18 protein-coding genes, 6 tRNA genes and 1 riboswitch are annotated in these 20,145 nt (G+C 46.2%); of the genes, 14 read left to right on the forward strand and 10 right to left on the reverse strand.

What is annotated here, in order from left to right; translation table 11 throughout:
* The first annotated feature begins 2 nt into the window (after window positions 1–2).
* The 6 genes from EKM75_RS07290 (at window position 3) to EKM75_RS07315 (ending at window position 572) form a co-directional block, all read left to right on the forward strand.
* Window positions 3–75 (forward strand) — tRNA-Phe (locus tag EKM75_RS07290).
* 5 nt (window positions 76–80) lie between these two features.
* A tRNA-Tyr gene (locus EKM75_RS07295) sits at window positions 81–163 on the forward strand.
* A 7-nt stretch (window positions 164–170) separates the two neighbouring features.
* Window positions 171–241: transfer RNA gene (locus tag EKM75_RS07300), tRNA-Trp, on the forward strand.
* A gap of 14 nt (window positions 242–255) precedes the next feature.
* Window positions 256–328, forward strand: a tRNA-His gene (locus EKM75_RS07305).
* 57 nt (window positions 329–385) lie between these two features.
* Window positions 386–456 (forward strand) — tRNA-Cys (locus EKM75_RS07310).
* 31 nt (window positions 457–487) lie between these two features.
* Window positions 488–572, forward strand: a tRNA-Leu gene (locus EKM75_RS07315).
* 1,188 nt (window positions 573–1,760) lie between these two features.
* Here the strand turns inward: EKM75_RS07315 and EKM75_RS07320 are convergent.
* Both EKM75_RS07320 and EKM75_RS07325 read right to left on the reverse strand, forming a co-directional pair.
* On the reverse strand, window positions 1,761–2,333 hold the full coding sequence (locus tag EKM75_RS07320; RefSeq protein ID WP_125693347.1) for a matrixin family metalloprotease: 573 nt from the start codon (window positions 2,331–2,333) through the stop codon (window positions 1,761–1,763).
* Window positions 2,334–2,742: 409 nt separating this feature from the next.
* Window positions 2,743–3,063: a heavy metal-binding domain-containing protein gene (locus EKM75_RS07325; RefSeq protein ID WP_125684942.1), complete on the reverse strand. Its 321-nt coding sequence runs from the start codon at window positions 3,061–3,063 to the stop codon at window positions 2,743–2,745.
* A gap of 322 nt (window positions 3,064–3,385) precedes the next feature.
* On the opposite strand from EKM75_RS07325, the gene EKM75_RS07330 reads away from it, so the two are divergent.
* On the forward strand, window positions 3,386–3,982 hold the full coding sequence (locus EKM75_RS07330) for a hypothetical protein (protein ID WP_125693349.1): 597 nt from the start codon (window positions 3,386–3,388) through the stop codon (window positions 3,980–3,982).
* A gap of 90 nt (window positions 3,983–4,072) precedes the next feature.
* On the opposite strand, the gene EKM75_RS07335 is transcribed toward EKM75_RS07330, so the two are convergent.
* Window positions 4,073–4,417: a hypothetical protein gene (locus EKM75_RS07335; RefSeq protein ID WP_125693351.1), complete on the reverse strand. Its 345-nt coding sequence runs from the start codon at window positions 4,415–4,417 to the stop codon at window positions 4,073–4,075.
* 101 nt (window positions 4,418–4,518) lie between these two features.
* Window positions 4,519–5,226, reverse strand: coding sequence for a hypothetical protein (locus EKM75_RS07340; RefSeq protein ID WP_125693353.1), 708 nt, complete (start codon window positions 5,224–5,226; stop codon window positions 4,519–4,521).
* A gap of 130 nt (window positions 5,227–5,356) precedes the next feature.
* A riboswitch (SMK box riboswitch) is annotated at window positions 5,357–5,476 on the forward strand.
* Between EKM75_RS07340 and metK the strand changes: the two genes are divergently transcribed.
* From metK to EKM75_RS07355, 3 genes are all read left to right on the forward strand, one after another.
* Window positions 5,474–6,673 (forward strand): methionine adenosyltransferase, encoded by a 1,200-nt coding sequence (gene metK / locus EKM75_RS07345; RefSeq protein ID WP_125693355.1) that lies wholly within the window; start codon window positions 5,474–5,476, stop codon window positions 6,671–6,673. Its footprint overlaps the riboswitch before it by 3 nt.
* A gap of 269 nt (window positions 6,674–6,942) precedes the next feature.
* Complete coding sequence (locus EKM75_RS07350; RefSeq protein ID WP_125693357.1) at window positions 6,943–8,412, forward strand: MDR family MFS transporter; 1,470 nt, start codon at window positions 6,943–6,945, stop codon at window positions 8,410–8,412.
* A 77-nt stretch (window positions 8,413–8,489) separates the two neighbouring features.
* The gene (locus EKM75_RS07355; RefSeq protein WP_125684954.1) at window positions 8,490–8,813 is read left to right on the forward strand and encodes a DUF960 domain-containing protein; all 324 of its coding nucleotides are present in this window, start codon (window positions 8,490–8,492) and stop codon (window positions 8,811–8,813) included.
* A 49-nt stretch (window positions 8,814–8,862) separates the two neighbouring features.
* On the opposite strand, the gene EKM75_RS07360 is transcribed toward EKM75_RS07355, so the two are convergent.
* Window positions 8,863–9,510 carry a deoxynucleoside kinase gene (locus EKM75_RS07360; protein WP_125693359.1) on the reverse strand — a complete coding sequence of 216 codons (648 nt, stop codon included), beginning with the start codon at window positions 9,508–9,510 and terminating at the stop codon, window positions 8,863–8,865.
* Between the two features lie 148 nt (window positions 9,511–9,658).
* Here EKM75_RS07360 and EKM75_RS07365 point away from each other — a divergent pair, with 148 nt between their 5' ends.
* Entirely contained in the window at window positions 9,659–10,429 is a 771-nt protein-coding gene (locus EKM75_RS07365; RefSeq protein WP_125693361.1) for a Cof-type HAD-IIB family hydrolase, read from the forward strand.
* A 531-nt stretch (window positions 10,430–10,960) separates the two neighbouring features.
* Here the strand turns inward: EKM75_RS07365 and pgmB are convergent.
* From pgmB to tnpA, 4 genes are all read right to left on the reverse strand, one after another.
* The gene (pgmB, locus tag EKM75_RS07370) at window positions 10,961–11,632 is read right to left on the reverse strand and encodes a beta-phosphoglucomutase (protein WP_125693362.1); all 672 of its coding nucleotides are present in this window, start codon (window positions 11,630–11,632) and stop codon (window positions 10,961–10,963) included.
* Window positions 11,633–11,644: 12 nt separating this feature from the next.
* A complete protein-coding gene (locus EKM75_RS07375; RefSeq protein WP_125693364.1) occupies window positions 11,645–14,356 on the reverse strand; it encodes a glycoside hydrolase family 65 protein in 2,712 nt (903 codons plus the stop codon).
* Window positions 14,357–14,917: 561 nt separating this feature from the next.
* A complete protein-coding gene (locus EKM75_RS07380; protein WP_125693366.1) occupies window positions 14,918–15,880 on the reverse strand; it encodes a 2-hydroxyacid dehydrogenase family protein in 963 nt (320 codons plus the stop codon).
* Window positions 15,881–16,045: 165 nt separating this feature from the next.
* Complete coding sequence (gene tnpA / locus EKM75_RS07385; RefSeq protein ID WP_125693368.1) at window positions 16,046–16,465, reverse strand: IS200/IS605 family transposase; 420 nt, start codon at window positions 16,463–16,465, stop codon at window positions 16,046–16,048.
* 97 nt (window positions 16,466–16,562) lie between these two features.
* On the opposite strand from tnpA, the gene EKM75_RS13105 reads away from it, so the two are divergent.
* From EKM75_RS13105 to EKM75_RS07400, 3 genes are all read left to right on the forward strand, one after another.
* Complete coding sequence (locus EKM75_RS13105) at window positions 16,563–16,850, forward strand: helix-turn-helix domain-containing protein (protein WP_382338500.1); 288 nt, start codon at window positions 16,563–16,565, stop codon at window positions 16,848–16,850.
* A 96-nt stretch (window positions 16,851–16,946) separates the two neighbouring features.
* Window positions 16,947–17,171 carry a hypothetical protein gene (locus tag EKM75_RS07395; protein ID WP_225426675.1) on the forward strand — a complete coding sequence of 75 codons (225 nt, stop codon included), beginning with the start codon at window positions 16,947–16,949 and terminating at the stop codon, window positions 17,169–17,171.
* An 880-nt stretch (window positions 17,172–18,051) separates the two neighbouring features.
* Window positions 18,052–18,732, forward strand: coding sequence for a CPBP family intramembrane glutamic endopeptidase (locus EKM75_RS07400; protein ID WP_225426676.1), 681 nt, complete (start codon window positions 18,052–18,054; stop codon window positions 18,730–18,732).
* 229 nt (window positions 18,733–18,961) lie between these two features.
* Here EKM75_RS07400 and EKM75_RS07405 read toward each other — a convergent pair whose 3' ends face one another.
* A complete protein-coding gene (locus tag EKM75_RS07405; protein ID WP_125693372.1) occupies window positions 18,962–19,438 on the reverse strand; it encodes a MarR family winged helix-turn-helix transcriptional regulator in 477 nt (158 codons plus the stop codon).
* Window positions 19,439–20,145 lie beyond the last annotated feature (707 nt).

Below are 20,145 nucleotides of genomic sequence, written 5' to 3' on the forward strand. Positions count from 1 at the left end.
ATGGCTCGGTAGCTCAGTCGGTAGAGCAATGGATTGAAGCTCCATGTGTCGGCGGTTCGATTCCGTCCCGCGCCATTTATGGTGGGGTAGCGAAGTCTGGCTAAACGCGGCGGACTGTAAATCCGCTCCTTCGGGTTCGGTGGTTCGAATCCACTCCCCACCATCATTATAGGGATATAGTTCAATGGTAGAACAACGGTCTCCAAAACCGTCGATGTGGGTTCAACTCCTACTATCCCTGTTTGTAATGTGATGGCGGTATTGGTGAAGGGGTTAACACACCGGATTGTGGTTCCGGCACGCGTGGGTTCGATTCCCACATACCGCCCTAGATTGGGGCATCTTCAAGAAACAGTTGGTCCAGTCAGATTGGATAGACGATTATGGTGGTATAGCCAAGTGGTAAGGCAGAGGTCTGCAAAACCTTCATCGTCGGTTCGAATCCGATTACCACCTTTGACTGGGTGTATCCAATCAGAATTTTTTTGCCGGAGTGGCGGAACTGGCAGACGCGCTGGACTCAAAATCCAGTGTCCGTTGAGGACGTGTGGGTTCGAACCCCACCTCCGGTATAAGAAGTTTCATCTCGGTAGTCATTGCATTAGGCAATGGCTTTTTTTTTGCGTATTTTTAGGCGTAATCTGTATTGATTGCGGATAGGCGGCCGTGATGACTGTAACTGAGACGCTATCTGAGGTTATCAGTTGTGTCAGTGAGCCGCTGAGGGACGTTCACGGAGAATTGACAGGGCTAAGGGCTAATGGCGGCTGCTAAGCAAAGTTAATGGCTTGACAGGTGCAGGTGAACTGACACATTTCTCAGTTTCTTTCTAGTAGAGAGTTGTCTTAGGATCCTTACCATGAAGGTTGGGAGCCAATTTTAATAGGCAAAGGAAAGTTGTGGAATGAATGGCAAATGGAAAGGTAAAGTTGCAAATTAAGCGCTATTTGAAAAAATAGATCCGTTTCAGACAGACTGGAGTAGTAAGGTCCTAGTTTTTTTTAAAATCATCCCAGGAACAGTTGCGCTTTGCATGGATCGGTATTTAACAAATGTACAATGAACATGGGACAAGGTGACTGGTGATCGGTTAAGTCGTTTTAGCAAGCTGCCGTTATACTAGTTTTCAGTATCAGTTTTGTTATAGATTAAATCCCTCATCGATGTAGTAAATGATGAGGAATCTTTCGGAGTGACTAACCGATATCGTGTGAAAATGACGAATATGTCGAAAAACGGCCTCGAGAATTGGTGATACAGAGACTTTTCTATTCTTTTTAGGTAAGTATACCTGAATGTGATAAAAACGCTTAGGAAGGAAGATAAGCTCATTTTGGTGAAAAGACGTTTAATGCTGAATTATTTAGCGGTTATGTCAGCGACTACTTTCGCTGGAATCACTGAAGCTGAGAGAGCACTCGGCAAATCGTGGGTAATGCGTACTCAAAGGCAATTTCTGCTGGGGACTGCTAGTTTACTATCCTAAGCTGATCAGTAAAGTTGCTTCAACCGGTGTCTTTTTGAAAGGTATTCAGAGAGTAGGGAGTTACTTCGTTGGCATCAAGAGTGATGGGTAGGGAAAGTCACGGTGCTCCTGGTTTAGCCAGTTTCTGGGGCTTCACAGGTTGTGTGGTGCTATCTAGTCAGGCTGCAGTTGTGCGTTGACTATGTATAGTAAATTTAGCGTATTAAAAAAGCCTAGCGGGACGGCTAGGCTTTCGCGGGTATTACTATGTCAATGTTAGATAGAGGTTTGGTTCTTATTCGCCGTAAGCTTGGTCCAAGCCAACTTTGTCTTGGTGGTCGATGGATGCGTAACGGTCGGATGCGTACATAACGCTCTTCTTGCTGGATGAGTGGCTCAAGCCGAGGGCATGGCCAATTTCATGAGTAGCAACGTTCGTCCGTTGGTTCTTGGTGTAACCGTACTTGGTAAGTAAGCTACGGTTCAAAGTAGACTTAGCAGAAACGATTTGGTTGTTGTCGTTACCTTTGTTGATGTATGAGTAGTTGGTGTAACCAGCTAACTTGCCGCTCTTGGTGCTGAGTGAAGCGGAAGAGGTTAATGTGATGTCAGCCTTTTCGCCGCTCTTAGCAGCTTTCAATTGAACAACGCCAACTTTGTTCCAGCGCTTAACGGCGTTCTTCCAAACACCCTTGTAGTAAGAAGAAGTGTTGCTAGTCTTATATGTAATAGTGGTGTCTTTCCAGCTACCCCATGAAGGTGTAACAGGTGCTTTAGCTGCGGCGAAGATGGTTGAGCTACATGCTGCTAAAGTTAAGACGATGGTTGCGACGATTAAGACTGTCCCTTTAATGATTTTTTCTAACATGATGAATACCCGCTTTCTTAAAATCCGAATTATCTCTTTTTCAATTGCTTGCTATCTTATTGACTGACATAAGTATAGAACGGGTTCCAAAGGAGTAGGACGGACACATAAGCGAGTATGGATAGTTTCCGGGGGACAATAATTCGATTGTGGACAAACATTGTCCCAGAAAGCCTTTTGTGTGGGGATAAATGGTTACACATCAATGATTGTGGCTATAAAGATAACTACGTAACCGGGTGTCCAATTCAATCTTTTTGGCCAAAATAAAATCCAGCCCGGTCTGCCGCGGTTTGGCGGCTGATTGGGCTGGATTGTTGGTATATTTGGGCAACTAATTCGAAGTGTAACGAACATTGTATGCAACACAATGGCGAAAGTGGCTAGTTTTTGCGTAAAATACGAAAGTTTAGATATATTTCACAGCGGTCCCGTAAGCGGCCACGGATTGCATGTCCGTGCCAATGGAACCGGAATCAAACCGCATCATAACCACCGCATCGGCTCCCATATTTGCAGCATTTAGCTTTAAACGATCGACGGCAACGTTTCTGGCTTCATCGAGCATATTGGTGTAGTCACGGATTTCCCCACCCACAACGTTCTTTAGTGAAGCACCAATGTTTCTGATTAAGTTCTTAGACTGGGTGGTGAGTCCAAAGACCTCACCGATAACTTCGTATTGATGGCCGGGAATGTTCTCGGTAGTAGTGACTAAAATATCTGACATAGTAATTCCTCCTCAGGTGATGTAGTTAATATACCCATATATGGCAGGAATAGCAACGACAAGTGACTAAAGAAAAAATAAGTTTAAACTCTTCAATTAGTCTATTTATATGACAAAAGTGCATGAAGGCGGAGCCATTTGGCTGTTTATACGTCTTACTAGAAGTCTCGCGGGAATAAGATACATTATTTTGATGACAAGTCTATTTTTGAGGTTTTTTGAAGTGCGGTTTATTAATAATTAGGACTATTAAGTTCAGCTTAAACGTGCTATCTTTAACTCTATCGTCAGCTTCTATTAAGGGCAGCGATGAGGAGAATTCATGAATAAGAATATGAAGCTTCAATCTGATGTGAGGAGCCACAATTTGGAAGCAGCCCCATCACCGTTTGATCACACAGCCATTAAGCTCGGAGCAGCTCATCAGAAAAATGTCATGGCGTGTAAGCAATCCGAACAAGCTTTGTATGATTATCTCCCCGAGGCGGGGTGGTCGGAGTTTCGTAACCAGCATTTACTTTACGAGGACATTCGCGACTTGGCTTACTTTCGGCTCAACTTCTTCGCTGGTCCCATTCAAAAACTAATCGACGTTTTGGGAATAGGCTATCAGCTGGAAGTATGGGATCGAAAGTCTCACCGCAAGCATAGCTTTACCAAGGACCGGCTGAGAGATGCTCGGTTTGTCCAAGCAGAGGAGGGGGATCTAGTGGAGACCCTTTTCTACCCGCTAGTGGGCTATCGTATTCGTAGGTCCTTTACAATAGTAGATACGCGGATTTACTGGAAGAAGACCCAGTTCTTTGTGAATGGCAAAAGAGTGCTAGTCGACGAGGGGTTAATGCAATTACAGAAACAGATTAATCAGGTGAAGGATTGGCCTCAGGGGCCCAATTTTCGGATCGCCGATCTGACCTGAGGGGATGAGGAAAATCGATTCTATCGCTGGTATCAGAATCTGCGTTAATTAAGACAACAAAAAAGTCCAACCATGCGATGGCCGGACCAATTAGTTAACGGAATAGTGTAGCGAGTCTTGGGAGATTAACTGTTGCTTAGTAGCTGTAATTTGCCCACGTAGTAGGTCTGTGTGGCTAACTGGGATAACGTTCCCGTTGCCTCTTTGATGGCCGCTAACGCGCAAAATTTGGGTGTCAATAATATAGACAACATTTGGGTTAATCGTCAGATCCCAGTGATGTTCGGCTTGAATGGTGTCGCTAGAGAGTTGTAAAGCAATTGCCAGATTCTGACAAAAGTGATCGATCAGGGCCGCATCTACAATTTGATTACCGGTTAAGCTAGGCTGAAATTTGCCGCTTAAGATGTCGCCAATCACTTTGATTTCCGTCATTTCCGTTCCTCCATTAACTAGATGATGCCCCATTCTAGCACAGCTAGTGGTACAAGCGGGCGTTCAACTGTGGAGTTTAGCGAAACTTTAAAAGACTGAGGCTATAGAAGGATTAACAGACCAACAATCAGTTGAAAGAGGCCCGTCGTGACCAAACGGTAGCGCTGATTCAGACGACCTTGGAGCCACCAGTGAGCGGCGGTCAGTAAAATAATCAAGATGATGCGCCAACTGAAGGGCAACCAAAATAGGGTGACCACAAAAATCAATGGGGTAATCAAACGTCGCCGCCAGTCCTGAGTACCCGTGACGTAGTATGGTTCAAAGAATGCCAGGTAACTGGCCATTAGCGGAATTAATGGTGCGAGAAATTGGACGGCCAGGTAGTGGTTCCTGAGAAAGAACAGGACTACGGGAACCCCTAAACCGGCGAGAAAGCTAAAGACAACTAGCCCGTACACCGATTGTAGACCTAACTGTGGGATACAAGCTAACACGAGAAAAATGCAGATCAGCAGGGCAAAGAGTTGTACCAAGTGAGCTTGGGGAGCGGCGAGAAAACCCATCGTTCCCGCAGCAACGACGAGAATTGGGCCAACCGCTGTTTGAAAATGGCGCTTCAAGATGAGAAAGTAGCCGGCTGCTAAGAAAACGCCGTACACTAATAGGAAGAACTTGACGTCGGTTCCTAAAGGATTGCCGGTAGAAGCCGTCGAACCGGCGACCCACCAAAGAATATTTTGACACAGAGTGAAGATAAATAATTGCTGCACTGTGCGGTTTTTAAAGAAGGCCATGAGTGTGGTCATGGAATCGCTCCGTTTCGACTGGTTATAGTATTGCCTTTTATCTTAGTGAAAATTATGGGTTTGGTCAACGTTTGTTTTTGAAAATTCACATCCCTTCCTTGTTAAATCGGCCTGATTTATGTTAAAATTCTTGGGTTATGAGTCAATTCCCGATAGGATTCACGAGTTTAGTGAAGCTGCCTTGTAACCGAATGGCGACGAGATTATCGGTCAACTTGCCGTCAACACTATCTAGGGGGAATATCCATTGCAAGAAAGACATTTATTTACTTCGGAATCCGTTTCTGAAGGCCATCCAGACAAAATCGCTGATCAAATCAGTGATGCCATTTTAGACGCGTTGCTTGCACAAGATCCCGATTCACGGGTTGCCTGTGAAACTTCCGTTACGACGGGGCTCGTCCTGGTCTTCGGTGAAATTTCCACCAAGGCCTACGTTGACATCCAAAAGGTTGTTCGCCAAACGATTAAAGAAATCGGCTACACGGACGGCCAATATGGTTTCGATGGCGACAACTGTGCCGTTTTAGTTGCCATTGATGAACAATCACCTGATATCGCGCAAGGGGTCGATGATTCCTTGGAAACGCGGAAGGGTGACGTGGATCCACTGGACCAAATTGGTGCTGGTGACCAAGGGTTAATGTTTGGGTACGCAGTTGATGAAACGCCTGAACTCATGCCACTGCCAATCATGTTAAGTCACGCCTTGATGCAACGCATCGCTAAGTTGCGGAAGACTAACGAGATTGATTACCTACGGCCAGATGCAAAGGCTGAAGTTACGGTCGAATACGATGACAATGACAAGCCAATGCGAGTCGATACGGTGGTTTTGAGTACGCAACATGATCCTGACGTGACGTTAGACCAAATTCGTCAAGACGTGATCAATCAAGTGGTTAAGGAAGTTATTCCAGCTAACCTGCTTGATGATCAGACCAAGTACTTTATCAACCCAACTGGCCGGTTCGTTATTGGTGGTCCCCAAGGGGATGCTGGTTTAACGGGTCGGAAGATTATCGTTGATACGTACGGTGGTGCTGCTCATCATGGTGGTGGGGCCTTCTCAGGGAAGGACGCCACGAAGGTTGACCGTTCTGCTAGTTACGCAGCGCGGTACATTGCTAAGAACATTGTGGCTGCTAAGTTGGCATCCGAATGTGAAGTGCAGATTGCCTACGCCATTGGTGTGGCCGAACCAGTTTCTGTGTACGTGAACACCTTTGGCACGGGGACCGTTGCGGAAAGTAAATTATCCGCAGCCGTTCGTGACTTGTTTGATCTTCGTCCAGCCGGAATCATCAAGATGCTCGACTTACAACGGCCAATTTATAAGCAAACTGCCGCATACGGCCATTTTGGTCGGACCGACATCGATTTGCCTTGGGAACACCTTGATAAGGTCGACGCTTTGAAGGCGGCTTGTGAAGTAGCAACAAAATAATTTTTAAAATCTATAAGAGTTCCGATTGCCCATGGGGTGGTCGGAACTTTTTAGTGTCGGTTAGGGGAGACCGCCAACAACAGACTGGCTCCGGCGGGTCGCGGGAAGTGTGTTGACGGGGATGTCGCAAATAATTAAGCATAAACTCTTGATATTTCAAAGGTTACCCCTGATAATTAATCTATTACTATCTCGAATAGAAATTGGGAAGTGGCAGTTTTTGGCCACTCAAATACGTTGTGTGGCGGGGCCAACGGTAGGAGGAAATTATGGTTAAGAAACAAACTAACGTTGGTGTCGTTACTGGCGCCGTCTTCGTCGCAACTTTTATGTCCGCCATTGAAGGAACCATCGTCTCGACTGCCATGCCCACCATTGTCGGTGATTTGCACGGGGTGGCCTTGATGAACTGGGTCTTCTCAATTTTTCTGCTAACCAGTGCGTTAGCCACCCCTATTTACGGTAAGTTGGCTGATACAGTGGGTCGTAAACTGGTTTTCTTGGTGGGGTTGTTTGTCTTTGTCTTGGGATCGATGCTGTCGGGGATGTCTCATAGCATGGAAACCTTAATTGCTTGGCGAGCTCTGCAGGGAATTGGGGCTGGGGCCATTATGCCCGTCTCATTTACGATTTTAGCCGATATTTATCCGGTCGAACAACGGGCCCGGGTTATGGGACTAAACGGCTCAGCGTGGGGAATAGCGGCCGTGGTGGCCCCGTTACTGGGGGGCTTTATCGTGGACCAACTTTCCTGGCATTGGATCTTCTTCATTAATATTCCAATTGGGTTGATTACCATGGCGCTGATTTGGTTCAACCTTAACGAATCCACCCAGCGCAAGGCATTTACGATGGACTGGGGGGGATGTATCTGGCTTTCAGTCGGGTTACTAGCTATGATGTTAACGTTCCAGTTGCTGGGTGACGGTGGTATTAGTCTGACGTGGGTCGTTGTAGGCTTTATCGTGGCCGTGGTGTCATTTGGCCTGTTTATTCATCAGGAACGGCGGGTAGCGGATCCTTTGATTCCAATGTCATTATTTAAAGACCGCACGTTTGTCATTCAAAATTTAATTGCGGCACTGCTAAGTGGATTTATCATGGGTTTTGAAGTGTACTTGCCAACCTGGACGCAAGGACTTCTTGGTTTATTAGCGTCGCAAGCAGGGTTTGCCATTACGCCCAGCTCCTTAATGTGGATCGTTGGGTCATTCATTGCTGGTAAACTGTTGTTGGACCGCTCACCCTATCAGATTGTGAACATTGCGTTAACACTGGTTATCATTGGTGCGGTCACCATGGCAGTCTTGCCTATGAGCACGCCGTTTTGGAGTTTCTTCGTGATTGCGGCCATCTGTGGGACTGGATTTGGGATTACGATTACTACGACCACCGTGACCGTCCAAAGTCACGTGGCGACTGATGAAGTGGGTGTGGCGACTTCCTTTAATACGTTAGCCCGGACACTGGGACAGACCATTATGGTCTCTATTTTTGGAATCATCATGAACGTTGCGATGACGCGTGGTGTGGCCAGTCACCCAGGAACGACCATGGCAATGATGAACAAATTGATCAATCCGCAGACGGCAAAAGACTTGCCAGCCCATCTGCTACCAACGCTTCACGGTATTTTGTATCAGGGGTTACATGCCATCTTCATCGCAGGAGCCTTGTTGATTGTCATTTCATTTTTGGTGAATATTTTAGATCGACGGAGCACCCAGGACGTTGTCTAGAGGTAAGCGTAAATATTCCCGTTTTCAAATAACTTACGGTATAATAGTGCTAAATGACCGAAAGTGGAGGCGAGAAGATGTTTGAAACCAATCATGCGCGGTATGCCAGCTATGGTACCGTTGCGGCCATGCCTGGTGATATGATCGATGCCGTTTGGCAGATTATTGACCGCGACCTCCAAGGGCTATTCCCGTTGGATAACCTGCTGACGTTTAAGTTGCACAACAATCAGGGCAACACAACGTTCGAGTATGTTCAAACGGATGATAAACAGATGACGTTACGGGCGGGATTTGATACTGAATTTGGGTATACCCCCGAGCTCCCGGAAACGGTATTGGCTTATGATGATGGTGACAGCCAGATTATTCTTTTACCATCCGAAACAGCTGATAGATAAAACAAAAAGACCACAAGCTTTGACAGCTTGTGATCTTTTTTTGTGGTTCCTAAACGGTAGCGTTGGAGCGAATATCCTTTAAGGCGTCATCGATTTGTGCTAAAACAAGGTCGGTGTTGCCAGGTACGTCTAAGTCGTACTTTTGCAGGTCAATTTTAATCTTAGGACTAACATCGTAGTCGGCAAACCAGCCCTGGTAGGCGGTCCACATCTTCTTGTAGTAACTTTCCAATTCTGGATTGTTATCGAATTGTTCGTAGTCACGACCACGCTTCTTGATCCGGTGAAGAATCGTGTCAAAGTCAGCATCAGCGTAAACTAACAAGTCTGGCGCCTTCTTTGGCAATTCGTCCAGCTCGTTCATCATGTTGTCGAGGAGGTTTAAGTAAACCTCAAGCTCAGTATCCGTGATGTTCCCTTCAGCGTTGTTTTCGCGCGTGAAGAGGGCATCTTCATAGATGGAACGGTCGAGGACGTTGTTGTCGTCGGCAAGCGCTCGCTTAATCATGCTGAAACGCTTGTTCAAGAAGTAAATTTGCAGTAAGAAACCATATTGCTTAGGATCCCGGTAGTAAAGTGGCAGCACAGGGTTGTCCCCAACGGGCTCGAAAAATGCCTGAGTTCCCAAGTGTGTCGCAATCTTTCCAGTAAGGGTCGTTTTACCGACACCAATCATTCCAGCTGTAATTATCACCATGATAGCCCCTCTTTAATTAGAAATACAAGATATAGTGTACCATAAAAATGCTCTGTACTACATCTGCTAGACAGATTTTTCTCCATTTCGTTAACTTTGGTTAGGCTGTATAATGGAGCCGTAGAGTTGTTGATTAGGAGGTTATGGTATGTATCAAGCAATTGTCTTTTTTGATTTAGATAGTACGTTGTTTGACGACGACAAGAATGTCTTGCCAGCCAGCATCGCCGCTATTCACGAGATGCAACAACATCATATTCTACCAGTTATCGCGACTGGAAGAAACATTTTTGAGATTCAATATGTTTTGGACGCCACGGGGATTGATTCCGTGGTCGGGGCCAATGGCAGTTATGTCCAGTTAGAAGGCAAACGCCTGACCGCATCCGTGATTGACCAGCAGACGCTAAATGATATCACAGCGTTTGCGAGCGAGCAAGGGGACCCGTTGGCGTACTATACCAGCCAGGGGTTTCGGTTGAGTCAGGCCAATGCTGATACAACGGAGAACTTTCAGCTTTTACGGCTGCATCCGGTGGTCGATGCCGAGTGGTATCAGGACCAGGAAATTAATTTTTTGAACGTCTTTAACCGAGACAAGGATCAGGCTTATCAGGCAAAATTTGCAGGTAAGCTAGATCTCGTGCGTAACAATCCGCGCTGCCTGGATACCATGATTCACGGTGTCAGCAAGCAGTCTGGCATTCGCACGTTGATTGACAAGGCCGGCTTGCAGGGAATTAAGACCTATGCCTTCGGGGATGGCTACAACGACCTCCAGATGTTTGATGAGGTCGACGTGCCCATCTCCATGGGGAATGGTGTTCCCGAGGCCAAGGCGAAGGCTGCGTACGTGACAACAACGAATACAACGGACGGTATCGTTCATGGCCTCCGGCACTTTGGCCTCATCAAGTAGACACTCTTCTCGCCTTGCCGGTTGGCAGATATGGGCTGGAACGGTGCGGGCACAACTTGAAGCCTCGAAAACCACGAGTCTACAAGCTTGGCCTTATTCTAAGCCAGTGGGGAAATCACCCGCCGACTAAGAATAATTTCGCGCCTGAGCCCATATCTGCCAACCTATCGGCTTAGTTGGTAATTGTAGGCCGTCTCGGTGGTAGTAGGAGAATGCTCAATTTACGATTGTTAGCTTGTCGTTGTGACTAATGTCCAAGGAAGCAAATCACCACCTTTGACTGCTGAATCATGAGCATTTTTATTTAATTCCAAGAAACAGCTATGGCGCTGGCCATGGCTGTTTTTGTTTGGAGGGATGGATAAGTAAAGAATTCTTAAGATGTTAGAAAGTGGGTGACAAATCTTCGCTAGATTTCGTTAGTAATAAATGAGTCGTTCGTTTAGGTCAATGTGGCAGGGCCATTAAAAAAAGGAGTTGAGAAATTATCTCAACTCCTTAATGACTAAGTGGTTAATCTAAACGCGTGATTTAGCCTAATTTCTTTGCAATGTTTTCCAGGGTAACCTCAGCCGTGTTGCTAAAGACCATATCTGCAGCACCGAGCTCCTTGGCATCACCAATTCCCAAGGAGACTTCACCAGCCGCGTTGATGGCAGCCACCCCAGCGGCAGCGTCTTCCACACCAATACATTGTTCTGGTGGGAGGTTCAGCAGTTCAGCACCGCGGGTGTAGATTTCAGGATCTGGCTTACCATGTGTCAACGTTGCTGGGTCAACGATCTTAGGGAAGTAATCGGCCAACTGTAGCTTGCCTAACACGCGTGGCGCATTCTTTGAAGCGGAAGCCAATGATAGGTCGTATCCCTTGGCCCGCAGGCTATCGAGGAAGTCCTTCATGCCAGGCAAAATATTGGCAGGCGTCATCTTGTCGACTTCAGCGACGTAATTGGTGTTCTTCTGAGCAGCCAATTTTTCTTTCTCAGCTTGGGTGTAGTCGTTTTCCTTGCTACCAGCCTTTAGAATCATTTCCAAAGAGTCCATCCGGCTAATACCCTTGAGACCGTCGCCCAGTTCTTTACTCCAAGCAACACCGAGACTGTCGGCGAGTTGGTGCCAAGCGGTTCCATGGAGGATTGAGGTATCAGTAATGACCCCATCGAGGTCGAAGACGAATCCTTTAATATCAGCAAATTTTGTCATGTAAAACACTCCTTAATAGGTAATAGTTTGTGAAGCATCAGGTTTAAGTGAAACAGAATGAGTGCCTACCTTGATGGTGGCCGCGTGATCGGCCGTCACGGTGATTTGGTGATGGTCGATGTTGAAGGTGAATCGGGTTCCCCGTAAGAGTTGGTGGAACTGCACACTCTGCCAAGCTGCTGGCAGGTGTGGATTGATTGTCAACTCAGAAGCCAGTGAATCAACACCGGCATAGAACCGGGTGGACATTAGTGTGACAGCGCCCATGACACCAAGGTGAATGCCTTCAGCAGTGGTGCCCCCTTGAATATCATAGTAATCGGAGAACAAAGCTTGTGAGAAGAAGCGCCACGATTGATCCATATTGCCAGCCATAGCGGTCAACGCTGCGTACACGATCCGGGAGAGGGTGGACCCATGAGTGGTGCGATCCAGGTAGAATTGTAGGTTGTTTAACAGCGCCTGTTGCGGCAAGTCATAGCCTAATTGTTTTAATAAGCCCAACACCTGAGGCGCGTCCAAGTTATAGAACGCCATTAGGGCATCAGCCTGCTTGGCAACCTGGTAGGCGTCGGGAGTCTTCCCCTCGGCCTTTAAGATTCGGTCCATCCGGGAGATGTCGCCGTACTTTTGCCGGTACTTACCGAAGTCGAGCCGAGGGAGCTTGAAGTATCCCTCAAATTGGCCAATGATACCGTCACTATTAATGTCCAATTTAAGATGATGCGCCACGTCAGCCTGTTTCTGTAAAAGTTCCGGTGTGACGGCGGTCTTTTGGTCAACCACTGTTAGCGTTTCTTTTGAAAGCTGCTGGCGAATGTCTGCCAGCTGATTAAACAGCCAAGCAACCATTAAATTAGTGTAGGCGTTGTTGGCCAAGCCAGTTGTATCTGAGTTAGGATAATTTTCGTGGAATTCATCGGGACCCATGACCTTGTCAATGGTGTAACGGTGCTTGGACTGGTCGAACTTAACTTTGCTCAGCCAGAATTGCGCAATCTCTTGCAACATTTCCAAGCCGTACTTTGCCATGAAGTCCCAGTCACCAGAAATGCGGGTGTACATGATGACGTTGTACGCAATGGCTAGCGAAACGTGACGTTGTAACGAGGAATAGTCGGGATCCCAGGTATTGGTGAGGGGGTTCAGGTGGACAATTTGCGATTGTTCGTCGCCAATCTCACCAGATTGCCAGGGATACATGGCACCAGCATAGCCAGCCGCTTGTGCGTTCTTCTTAGCAGCGGGTAGGCGCCGGTACCGATACATGAGCAGTTGCCGCGCTAATTTTGGATCGTGTAGCGCGAAGACGGGGAGATCAAACATTTCGTCCCAGAAGACGTGACCACGGTACGCTTCACCGTCAAGCCCCCGAGCATTGATGGAAGCATCAATTTTACCGGAGCGAATTGATTGCACGGCGGAAAATAAGTGGTAGAGGTTGACGCGGGTCAGTTTTTGCGACGTAATATCGCCCTTAATCTGAATGTCAGCATCTGCCCAACGTTGCTCCCAGTAATGGGTACTGCTTTGCAAGGTATCGTCGTAGGACGCAGCCTGCAAGTCTGCCGTCGCCGTTTCCAGAAGGTCACCGGTGGTTTCACGATTGGTGAAGAGCACAACGTTTTTTTCAAAGGTATAAGTGTGTTGCGGTTCGACACTAACGGAGCGCATTTGTCGAACCTGTTGGCCATCTACGGGTGAATTGGCTGGAGCAGCTAAAGCATCACCGGGTCCGCTCAGGTGCGAACCAATGGCAAAGTGAACCTGCGAAGACCGCGTTTTACCTTCCAGGAAAATTCGGTCTGGTTGTTGGCTGGTACCGGTGACCTGAATATGATGCTGGTCAAAGGCATTGTAGCGTTCAACGTTACCGTTAACGACGCCGCCATCAATGGCAGAGTAGACCTGCAAGGTCCCGGCGAAGTTAAGAGGTGTGATTTCGTACCTAATGGCCAAACGGTGCCAGTCTTTGAAGTTGGCCAGTTTAGATGTCCGAATCCGCAGGGCGTGTCCGGTTGAGAGCTGAACCAGCATGGTGGTAGTCAGCGTGCCAGTGTGCAGGTCGAGACTGCGATAAATATCCTGAATGTCGGCCGCTTTGATTTGAAAGGGATTTTGATGGTCGACACCAAATGAGAGGGCTTGAGCGTTTGGTAAATTGACTAAGTCTTCATTTTTAACCTGCCGGCCGTTGAGATTGGTCGTCAGTTGATCGTAGAGTCCAGCGGTGTACATGCCCGGATAGTTGTCTGCATCAGCGTGGGCCTCCGTATAGGCACCACGAAGGCCAAAGAAACCGTTGCCAACTGTCAGCATCGCTTCCTGACCATAGTTGCGTTTGCCAGCATACTGACCGTAATAATCAAGATGCCAGCTAAGATAGTCGCGCTTGGCGGCTAGGGCCTTGGTCAAGCCGTGTTCAGCGATGGCCTGATTGCTAACGACGGGGATGTTCAACATGTTAGTGATGGCCAAGCCAATGTCAATTCGTTGGTGGTTGATGCCGACGACTGTGTCTGAAAATGGGTAGCTGAGGGCGTTGTCAATGATAGCAGCGTCCACATCCAAGCCAGCGAGTTTAAGTCGTAAATTTTCGAGGTTCTCGCCAATGGTTTGTTCAGCGTTATAGGCAATGATAAATTGACGTTGTCCGGACCGATCAGCGGGTTGATAACTGACTTCTAAGGAGTCATCTAAGACGTGTAATGTAATGATTTTCAAATTAATTCGTCATCCTTTCTGCTAAATGTTAGCGTATTCTTCACCATTTATCTTAGGCTACCGCCAGACAATAAGCAATTAATCCCCTTCAATTCGTTAAAAATAATTTTACTTATAAATGGCTAAATGGCGCCATTGCAACCGATTGCAGTATTTTGGCCTGGATGGGTAAAGTGGCCTTACTAGGCGTCTAAAAGTGGTTTAGCATAGTCAATTGAAAATATTTGGCATAAAAAGAGTCTGAAACGATTACGTCTCAGACTCCGAATTGAAAAAGTTTAAGTTAATTGAAGTCAATTGCCGTCCACCTGCGGCTGTCAAAGATTCCGTCTTAGGTTAAACAGGTTCGTGGAAACTAAGCTAGCTTAAATGCCTGAACAACAGCATTTACTCAATATTATCGGTAATCCGCTAGGTAGCTGAGAGTGAGTCAAATTAGTACCTAGCCGTGGTATTTTCAAGTGAGGGACAGGACCGCTTCTTGGCTTGTCCCGTCCTTCCCATCGCGTTCCAGTCCGTAGCTGGCGGCCGGTAAGGCGATTGCACACAATCACGGATCAATTAAGGATTGACGACGTATAACGGTTGTTCGTCACTTGCGACTCTGACTGCATTGTTAGCCACGATGGTGGCCATGGCGTCTCGAGCCTCAACGGTTGCATTGCCGACATGCGGAGTCAAAATGACATTGTTCAGTGCCTTAAAGCCATCGTCAACGTGCGGTTCAGCCTCGTAGACGTCTAGGGCAGCACCGGCTAATTCACCGCGTTGCAGGGCAGCCAGCAGAGCAGCTTCATCGATTACGGGCCCCCGTGCAGCATTGATCAACATGGCGGAGTCTTTCATTTGCTTGAAGGCGGCTGCTCCCAGCAAGTGATGTGTGTCTGGCGTCAGGGGACAGTGGATGGTTAAGACATCACTTTGCGCCAAGACTTCATCCAAGGTGCCATAGGAAGCGTGCATGCTGGCTTCCGTAGCGGCTGGTAGGGGATGGCGTTGGGTGTAGATGATCCGCATGTCAAACGCAGCTAACCGTTTCGCCACCGCTTGGCCAATTTGGCCCATACCAATGACACCTAAAGTTTTGCCTGCTAACTCGTGACCCAGGAAGAAGAGTGGGGACCAACCGGCAAAACCTTTGGTCCGCATCAGCTGATCACCTTCAACGATCCGGTGGGCCAGGGCGATAATCAAACCGGTCGTTACTTCAGCCGTGGAGGTCGTCGAGACCTTAGGGGTATTGGTGACGGGGATGCCTTTACTCTTGGCGTACGCCGTGTCGATGTTGTTAAAACCAGCACCATAGTTGGCAATCAATTTTAGCTGAGGTGCTGCATCAATAACGTCTTGATCAACCTGAGTGGATAGGGGGGTAATCAGAGCGTCAATGTTGGCGACGTGCTGCAGGAGTTCTGTCTTGGTAATCAAGCCATCACCGCTGTAGCTTTCAACTGTCAGGCCCGCCTGATTTAGAATATCGAGGGCCGACTGGGGAATTGGTGCGCTGACAAATACACGACTCATACATGTCACTCCTTCATTGAATAGGTACTACTTCTATTGTATCCGCTTTCATCAGAGAAAGCACGCCATCCGGAATTTCTCCTATGAAATGTCGGATTAAACGTGGTAAGCTTTTAATATAAATTAGGCAGAATTCCCTTACTTTCAAACAAGGGATGAATGCCCTTATACTTTTTGTTGATTGGCAATGTATTTTTCCACGGTCGTCTTGCTCATGTCACCCAGGGTACTCATGAAGTAACTAGGAGACCAAAGATGTCCACCCCAGAATTTTTGAGCCTTTATCTCTGGATGTAGTTCGAAAAATAAGCGAGCCGAACCGCCCTTAAAGGCTTTGACAATATTAGTTGGTGCGTACTTGGGCTTAAAACTTAGTAGTAAGTGAATATGGTCAGGCATTACTTCTATTTGCTCAATGGTCACTTCGTTCAGTCGGGCTATTTTTGTTAGAATGTCAGTCATTTCAGCGACTAACTTTGGTGTTGTAAACGATTCGTGCCGGTATTTAGTGACCCAGACTAAGTGAAAATGAAAGTTGTAAACATAGCCTCGTTCGTGAATTACTCCGCCAATAGTTTTGCTCATATGTTACCTCCATAAATATTATTGTAAGACACTTTACTATTGGATATAGTATACTCATATGGTACGCTGGTTATCAAGCAAAGGGATATGGCAGTTTATGGCGAAAACGATGGCACAATTACCTTATCATTATGGGGTTAAGGTTAGAGTCTTTCCTTCAACCGGACAAAAACGGCTGATTAAACGTAACAGTGATGCTAGTCGCTTCATTTACAACGAAATGAACGGGATGAACAATGATCTATTTTGGCTGAAGAAAGTTAAAACACCAATTACGCTTGTTTTGAAGCGAATCGCTGATCTGACTGAACGTCTAAAGAAGGCATCAACTGCTATCTCCAATATTCACGGATGGCTCAATTTTATAGGCTATCGCTGTATCTAAGCAAATTGAGGTCACCATGCTAAAGGGTGTGGTGACCTCAAGCGTCTGTTTTTTAAACGGGCGTGGTTGACCAGCGATTCTGAGAAAGGGGCGTGAATGACTTTGAAAGTTGTGACCACCGTATTAATGGTTTTACTGACTGCCGGGTTGGTAGGCGGTACCCTCTGGCTGATGTTGAGCTTACAGCTAGTGGCTTGGCTGGAAGCCTTGCTAGGGTTTGCTGGGTTAACGCTCAGTACATTGGTCAACCTGGGGCTTTTTTGGTTCCTATGGCCACGGTCGACGTCACTTGAGTCCGAGGAGTCCGAAGAGGACGAATGAGGGCAATAAAAAAGAGTGAAACAAGCGGAGTTGACTGCCTGTTGTCACACGTTTCGACTAGATACTAAAGAGTTGAAGGTTGGAAAATCGTTATCAAGCCAAGAATCGTAAGGCGTTATAGACTTAAAATTAATCTCACCCAGCCACTGGAGGTAGTCAGAGATTCCGCCTGCTGTGGGGAACACCTCCGGCCTGAAAAGCGGTCCTTCGGCTCAGTTTGAAGACTGGAAGAACCACCAGTCTTCAAACACGTCTCACGCTGTAAGCCGAGAATCGGCTAACACCATCGACACAACTGGCTCCACCTCTGACTGCCTCCGGTTAAACAGGTTAGCTGGCTCAGATGCCCGAATGACAGCACTTACTCAGCATTAAAGGCGCCCACACTGAGTAGCCGAGAGTGAGTCAAATTTGGCGAACGGTAAGGCAGTAACTTTCCACTAGTTCTGACTAACCATCAACCCTTGTTGTATCAGGTATAGTGGGTATTTCAGCGCTTTCAACCTTTAGCTAGATACATTTGGCGAGCAAAAAGAGTCTAAGACTTCTGTCTTTAACCCAACAAAAAAAGCCATTACGAGAAATCGCAATGGCCAAAGAGTAAGGTTACAACATAATTGGGGGATTATGTTGTAAAAAATTTCATCTACTTTGGGGGAGTAAAATGAAATCTGTCTGTTGAATGAGGACAGAAGCCTCACGAACAAGCTAAACTTGCCCGCAACCATATAGTACCGCATTCTATATAAAAATGCTATTAAAAAATAAATAATTCATAAAATCGATTTGGCTAACTAATGTAAAGTAACGTTTTGTCGCTTATTAACAGGCTTTACCCGAGTTAGTTAGCCTGCATAACAAAAAAGAGAGGGCGAATATTGTGCAAAGAAATCAGCCAAAAGTCGGAAGTTTTATGAGTTGGGGTTGGATCATCCTAATGGTGTTTTTAGTTAGTGTGGTGCAATTACCACTGCTCAAGTTAAACCACGGAACGACACTTGACCGGACAATGTGGTCGATAATCTACCTATTAGGTTTCGTGGTCACGATTGCTATTGGTGGGTGGCAATATCATCGGTTACATCCTAAATGGCAACGATTGACTGGCCAGGATTGGGGGTTAATGATCAAGGGCTACGCATTCATGATTTTTGCGGAAATTGTGTTGGGCGTCTTGAATAAAATGCTCTACCATGAAACGAGTACGCAGAACAATCAGACGATTACGACATTGATGGATCGTGGCACGCTGACGATGGTGCTTTTAGCGGTAACAGCGGTCTGTGCGTCGCCAATCATCGAGGAGCTGACGTTCCGAGGTCTGTTAATTGACGGGTGTTTCTCAGCGGAGTCATTTTGGCTACCCATTGTAATCAGTGGGATTGTCTTTTCCATTCCCCATGCCAGTAATAATCCCGTGAGCTGGATTATTTACGCAGTGATGGGCGGAACTTTCGCCTACGTTTATAAACGTACAGGTAAATTGCAGAGTACGATCCTAATGCACGCTTTTAATAACCTGATTGCTGTTGCTATTATGCTAACGACACTTGGCCATTGATTGGCTACCGGCATTGCCGGCATAGATGGGATAACCTATAGGTAACCGGTTGGTAGGAGAACGAATAGACTAAAATAAGTTGGCGGTCCAGTGAGGGCCGTTTTTTTTTTGCAAACAATTGATTGCCGTCGCAACGGTGTTGCTTGATTTTATGATTTGAGGACTAATCTAACTGGTTAAATGCAAAAAAAAGGAATCAGCGCCCAAAATGGTCGTTGGTTCCTAAAAACTAATCTTTGTCGACTTCTTTAGCAATCAGTCGTTGATGGCTCACCGTATCCAGTTGATCTTTGACGGTGACTAACTCAGTCATCATGCTATCGATCTCATTGTCGGTCATTCCCAATAATGTTTGGCATTGGCCAATTCGAGAATAGACTTCATCACGCTTGGCTTCAGCAGTTTCAGTCAAATGAATGAGCACTTGCCGTTCGTCAGTTCGACTCCGAACACGTGTGACCCATCCTTGCTTTTCAAGGCGCTTGAGGAGGGGCGTTAACGTCCCACTATCAAGCTCAAGGCGTTCACCAAGCTGATGAACCGTCAACGGTGCATCTTCCCAGAGCACCAGCATTGCAATGTACTGCGGATAAGTTAAACCAAAGGGTGCCAACGCGCTTTGGTAGAAGTGATTAAATTTTTTGCTGGCGGAGTAAATAGAGAAACATAACTGTTCGTCCAGCAAAACTGGGGAAACTTTGGGCATGGCACAGGCCTCCTTTCAAATACTTTCGAAGAGTATTGTATACAATTAAATTGCTACTGGCAAGCAATAAACCTTTAATTATTGATATTCTAATGAACCGTTAACGAAAAAGCACTAATGCATGACCACAATTTCACGATAACGTAACCTCAGAATAATTGTACAGTAGAATGATAACCAATCACAATGATTATTGATAAAATAAGTTTCTATTTATCAAAAAGCTTATTTTACGCTATTTTGGTAGGCGGGATCAGCTAAAGATTAAGGTTGATTCAACCAAATGATTCTAGTTAAATTTATTCTTAAAAGGTCCCATCATCACTGTAACGAATTAACAAAAATGACACTAAAAATAAGCTGGCATCATTATAAGTTAGTTATCTTTCTAACCAATCTAAGTATAGCAGACCTATTGTAAAAGAAAAGTAAAATTAGTGAAATTATACAAAGAAACCCCGTCCTGAGTGACTTCCTGACAAAAAGTAACCTCACAATGTGAAAACTTTATCAGACGATAGTTTTGATTGTTATTAGGCATTGTTAATATCCAATAAGTAACATGGGGGAATCAGTTGCATGCCTATACAATTATGCTTGATATTTACTATAAATCAGGTACAATGAGGGTGTAATCAAACTATCCAAATCAGTGAATGTGTGAGTAAATATTTTATGAACGATTTGATTTAGAAAGTTGAGGTTAA

Origin of the sequence: Levilactobacillus tongjiangensis, from assembly GCF_003946345.1 — a bacterium.
Classification (GTDB): Bacteria; Bacillota; Bacilli; order Lactobacillales; family Lactobacillaceae; genus Levilactobacillus; species Levilactobacillus tongjiangensis.

What these genes read in the sequence shown, in the direction of transcription:
- EKM75_RS13105 (WP_382338500.1), top strand. Translation starts at nt 16,563, where the DNA reads ATGGCGAAAACGATGGCACAATTACCTTATCATTATGGGGTTAAGGTT.
- EKM75_RS07335 (WP_125693351.1), bottom strand. Translation starts at nt 4,417, where the DNA reads ATGACGGAAATCAAAGTGATTGGCGACATCTTAAGCGGCAAATTTCAG.
- EKM75_RS07360 (WP_125693359.1), bottom strand. Translation starts at nt 9,510, where the DNA reads ATGGTGATAATTACAGCTGGAATGATTGGTGTCGGTAAAACGACCCTT.
- EKM75_RS07350 (WP_125693357.1), top strand. Translation starts at nt 6,943, where the DNA reads ATGGTTAAGAAACAAACTAACGTTGGTGTCGTTACTGGCGCCGTCTTC.
- EKM75_RS07320 (WP_125693347.1), bottom strand. Translation starts at nt 2,333, where the DNA reads ATGTTAGAAAAAATCATTAAAGGGACAGTCTTAATCGTCGCAACCATC.
- EKM75_RS07330 (WP_125693349.1), top strand. Translation starts at nt 3,386, where the DNA reads ATGAATAAGAATATGAAGCTTCAATCTGATGTGAGGAGCCACAATTTG.
- tnpA (WP_125693368.1), bottom strand. Translation starts at nt 16,465, where the DNA reads ATGAGCAAAACTATTGGCGGAGTAATTCACGAACGAGGCTATGTTTAC.
- EKM75_RS07405 (WP_125693372.1), bottom strand. Translation starts at nt 19,438, where the DNA reads ATGCCCAAAGTTTCCCCAGTTTTGCTGGACGAACAGTTATGTTTCTCT.
- EKM75_RS07395 (WP_225426675.1), top strand. Translation starts at nt 16,947, where the DNA reads ATGACTTTGAAAGTTGTGACCACCGTATTAATGGTTTTACTGACTGCC.
- EKM75_RS07340 (WP_125693353.1), bottom strand. Translation starts at nt 5,226, where the DNA reads ATGACCACACTCATGGCCTTCTTTAAAAACCGCACAGTGCAGCAATTA.
- pgmB (WP_125693362.1), bottom strand. Translation starts at nt 11,632, where the DNA reads ATGACAAAATTTGCTGATATTAAAGGATTCGTCTTCGACCTCGATGGG.
- EKM75_RS07355 (WP_125684954.1), top strand. Translation starts at nt 8,490, where the DNA reads ATGTTTGAAACCAATCATGCGCGGTATGCCAGCTATGGTACCGTTGCG.
- EKM75_RS07325 (WP_125684942.1), bottom strand. Translation starts at nt 3,063, where the DNA reads ATGTCAGATATTTTAGTCACTACTACCGAGAACATTCCCGGCCATCAA.
- EKM75_RS07380 (WP_125693366.1), bottom strand. Translation starts at nt 15,880, where the DNA reads ATGAGTCGTGTATTTGTCAGCGCACCAATTCCCCAGTCGGCCCTCGAT.
- EKM75_RS07365 (WP_125693361.1), top strand. Translation starts at nt 9,659, where the DNA reads ATGTATCAAGCAATTGTCTTTTTTGATTTAGATAGTACGTTGTTTGAC.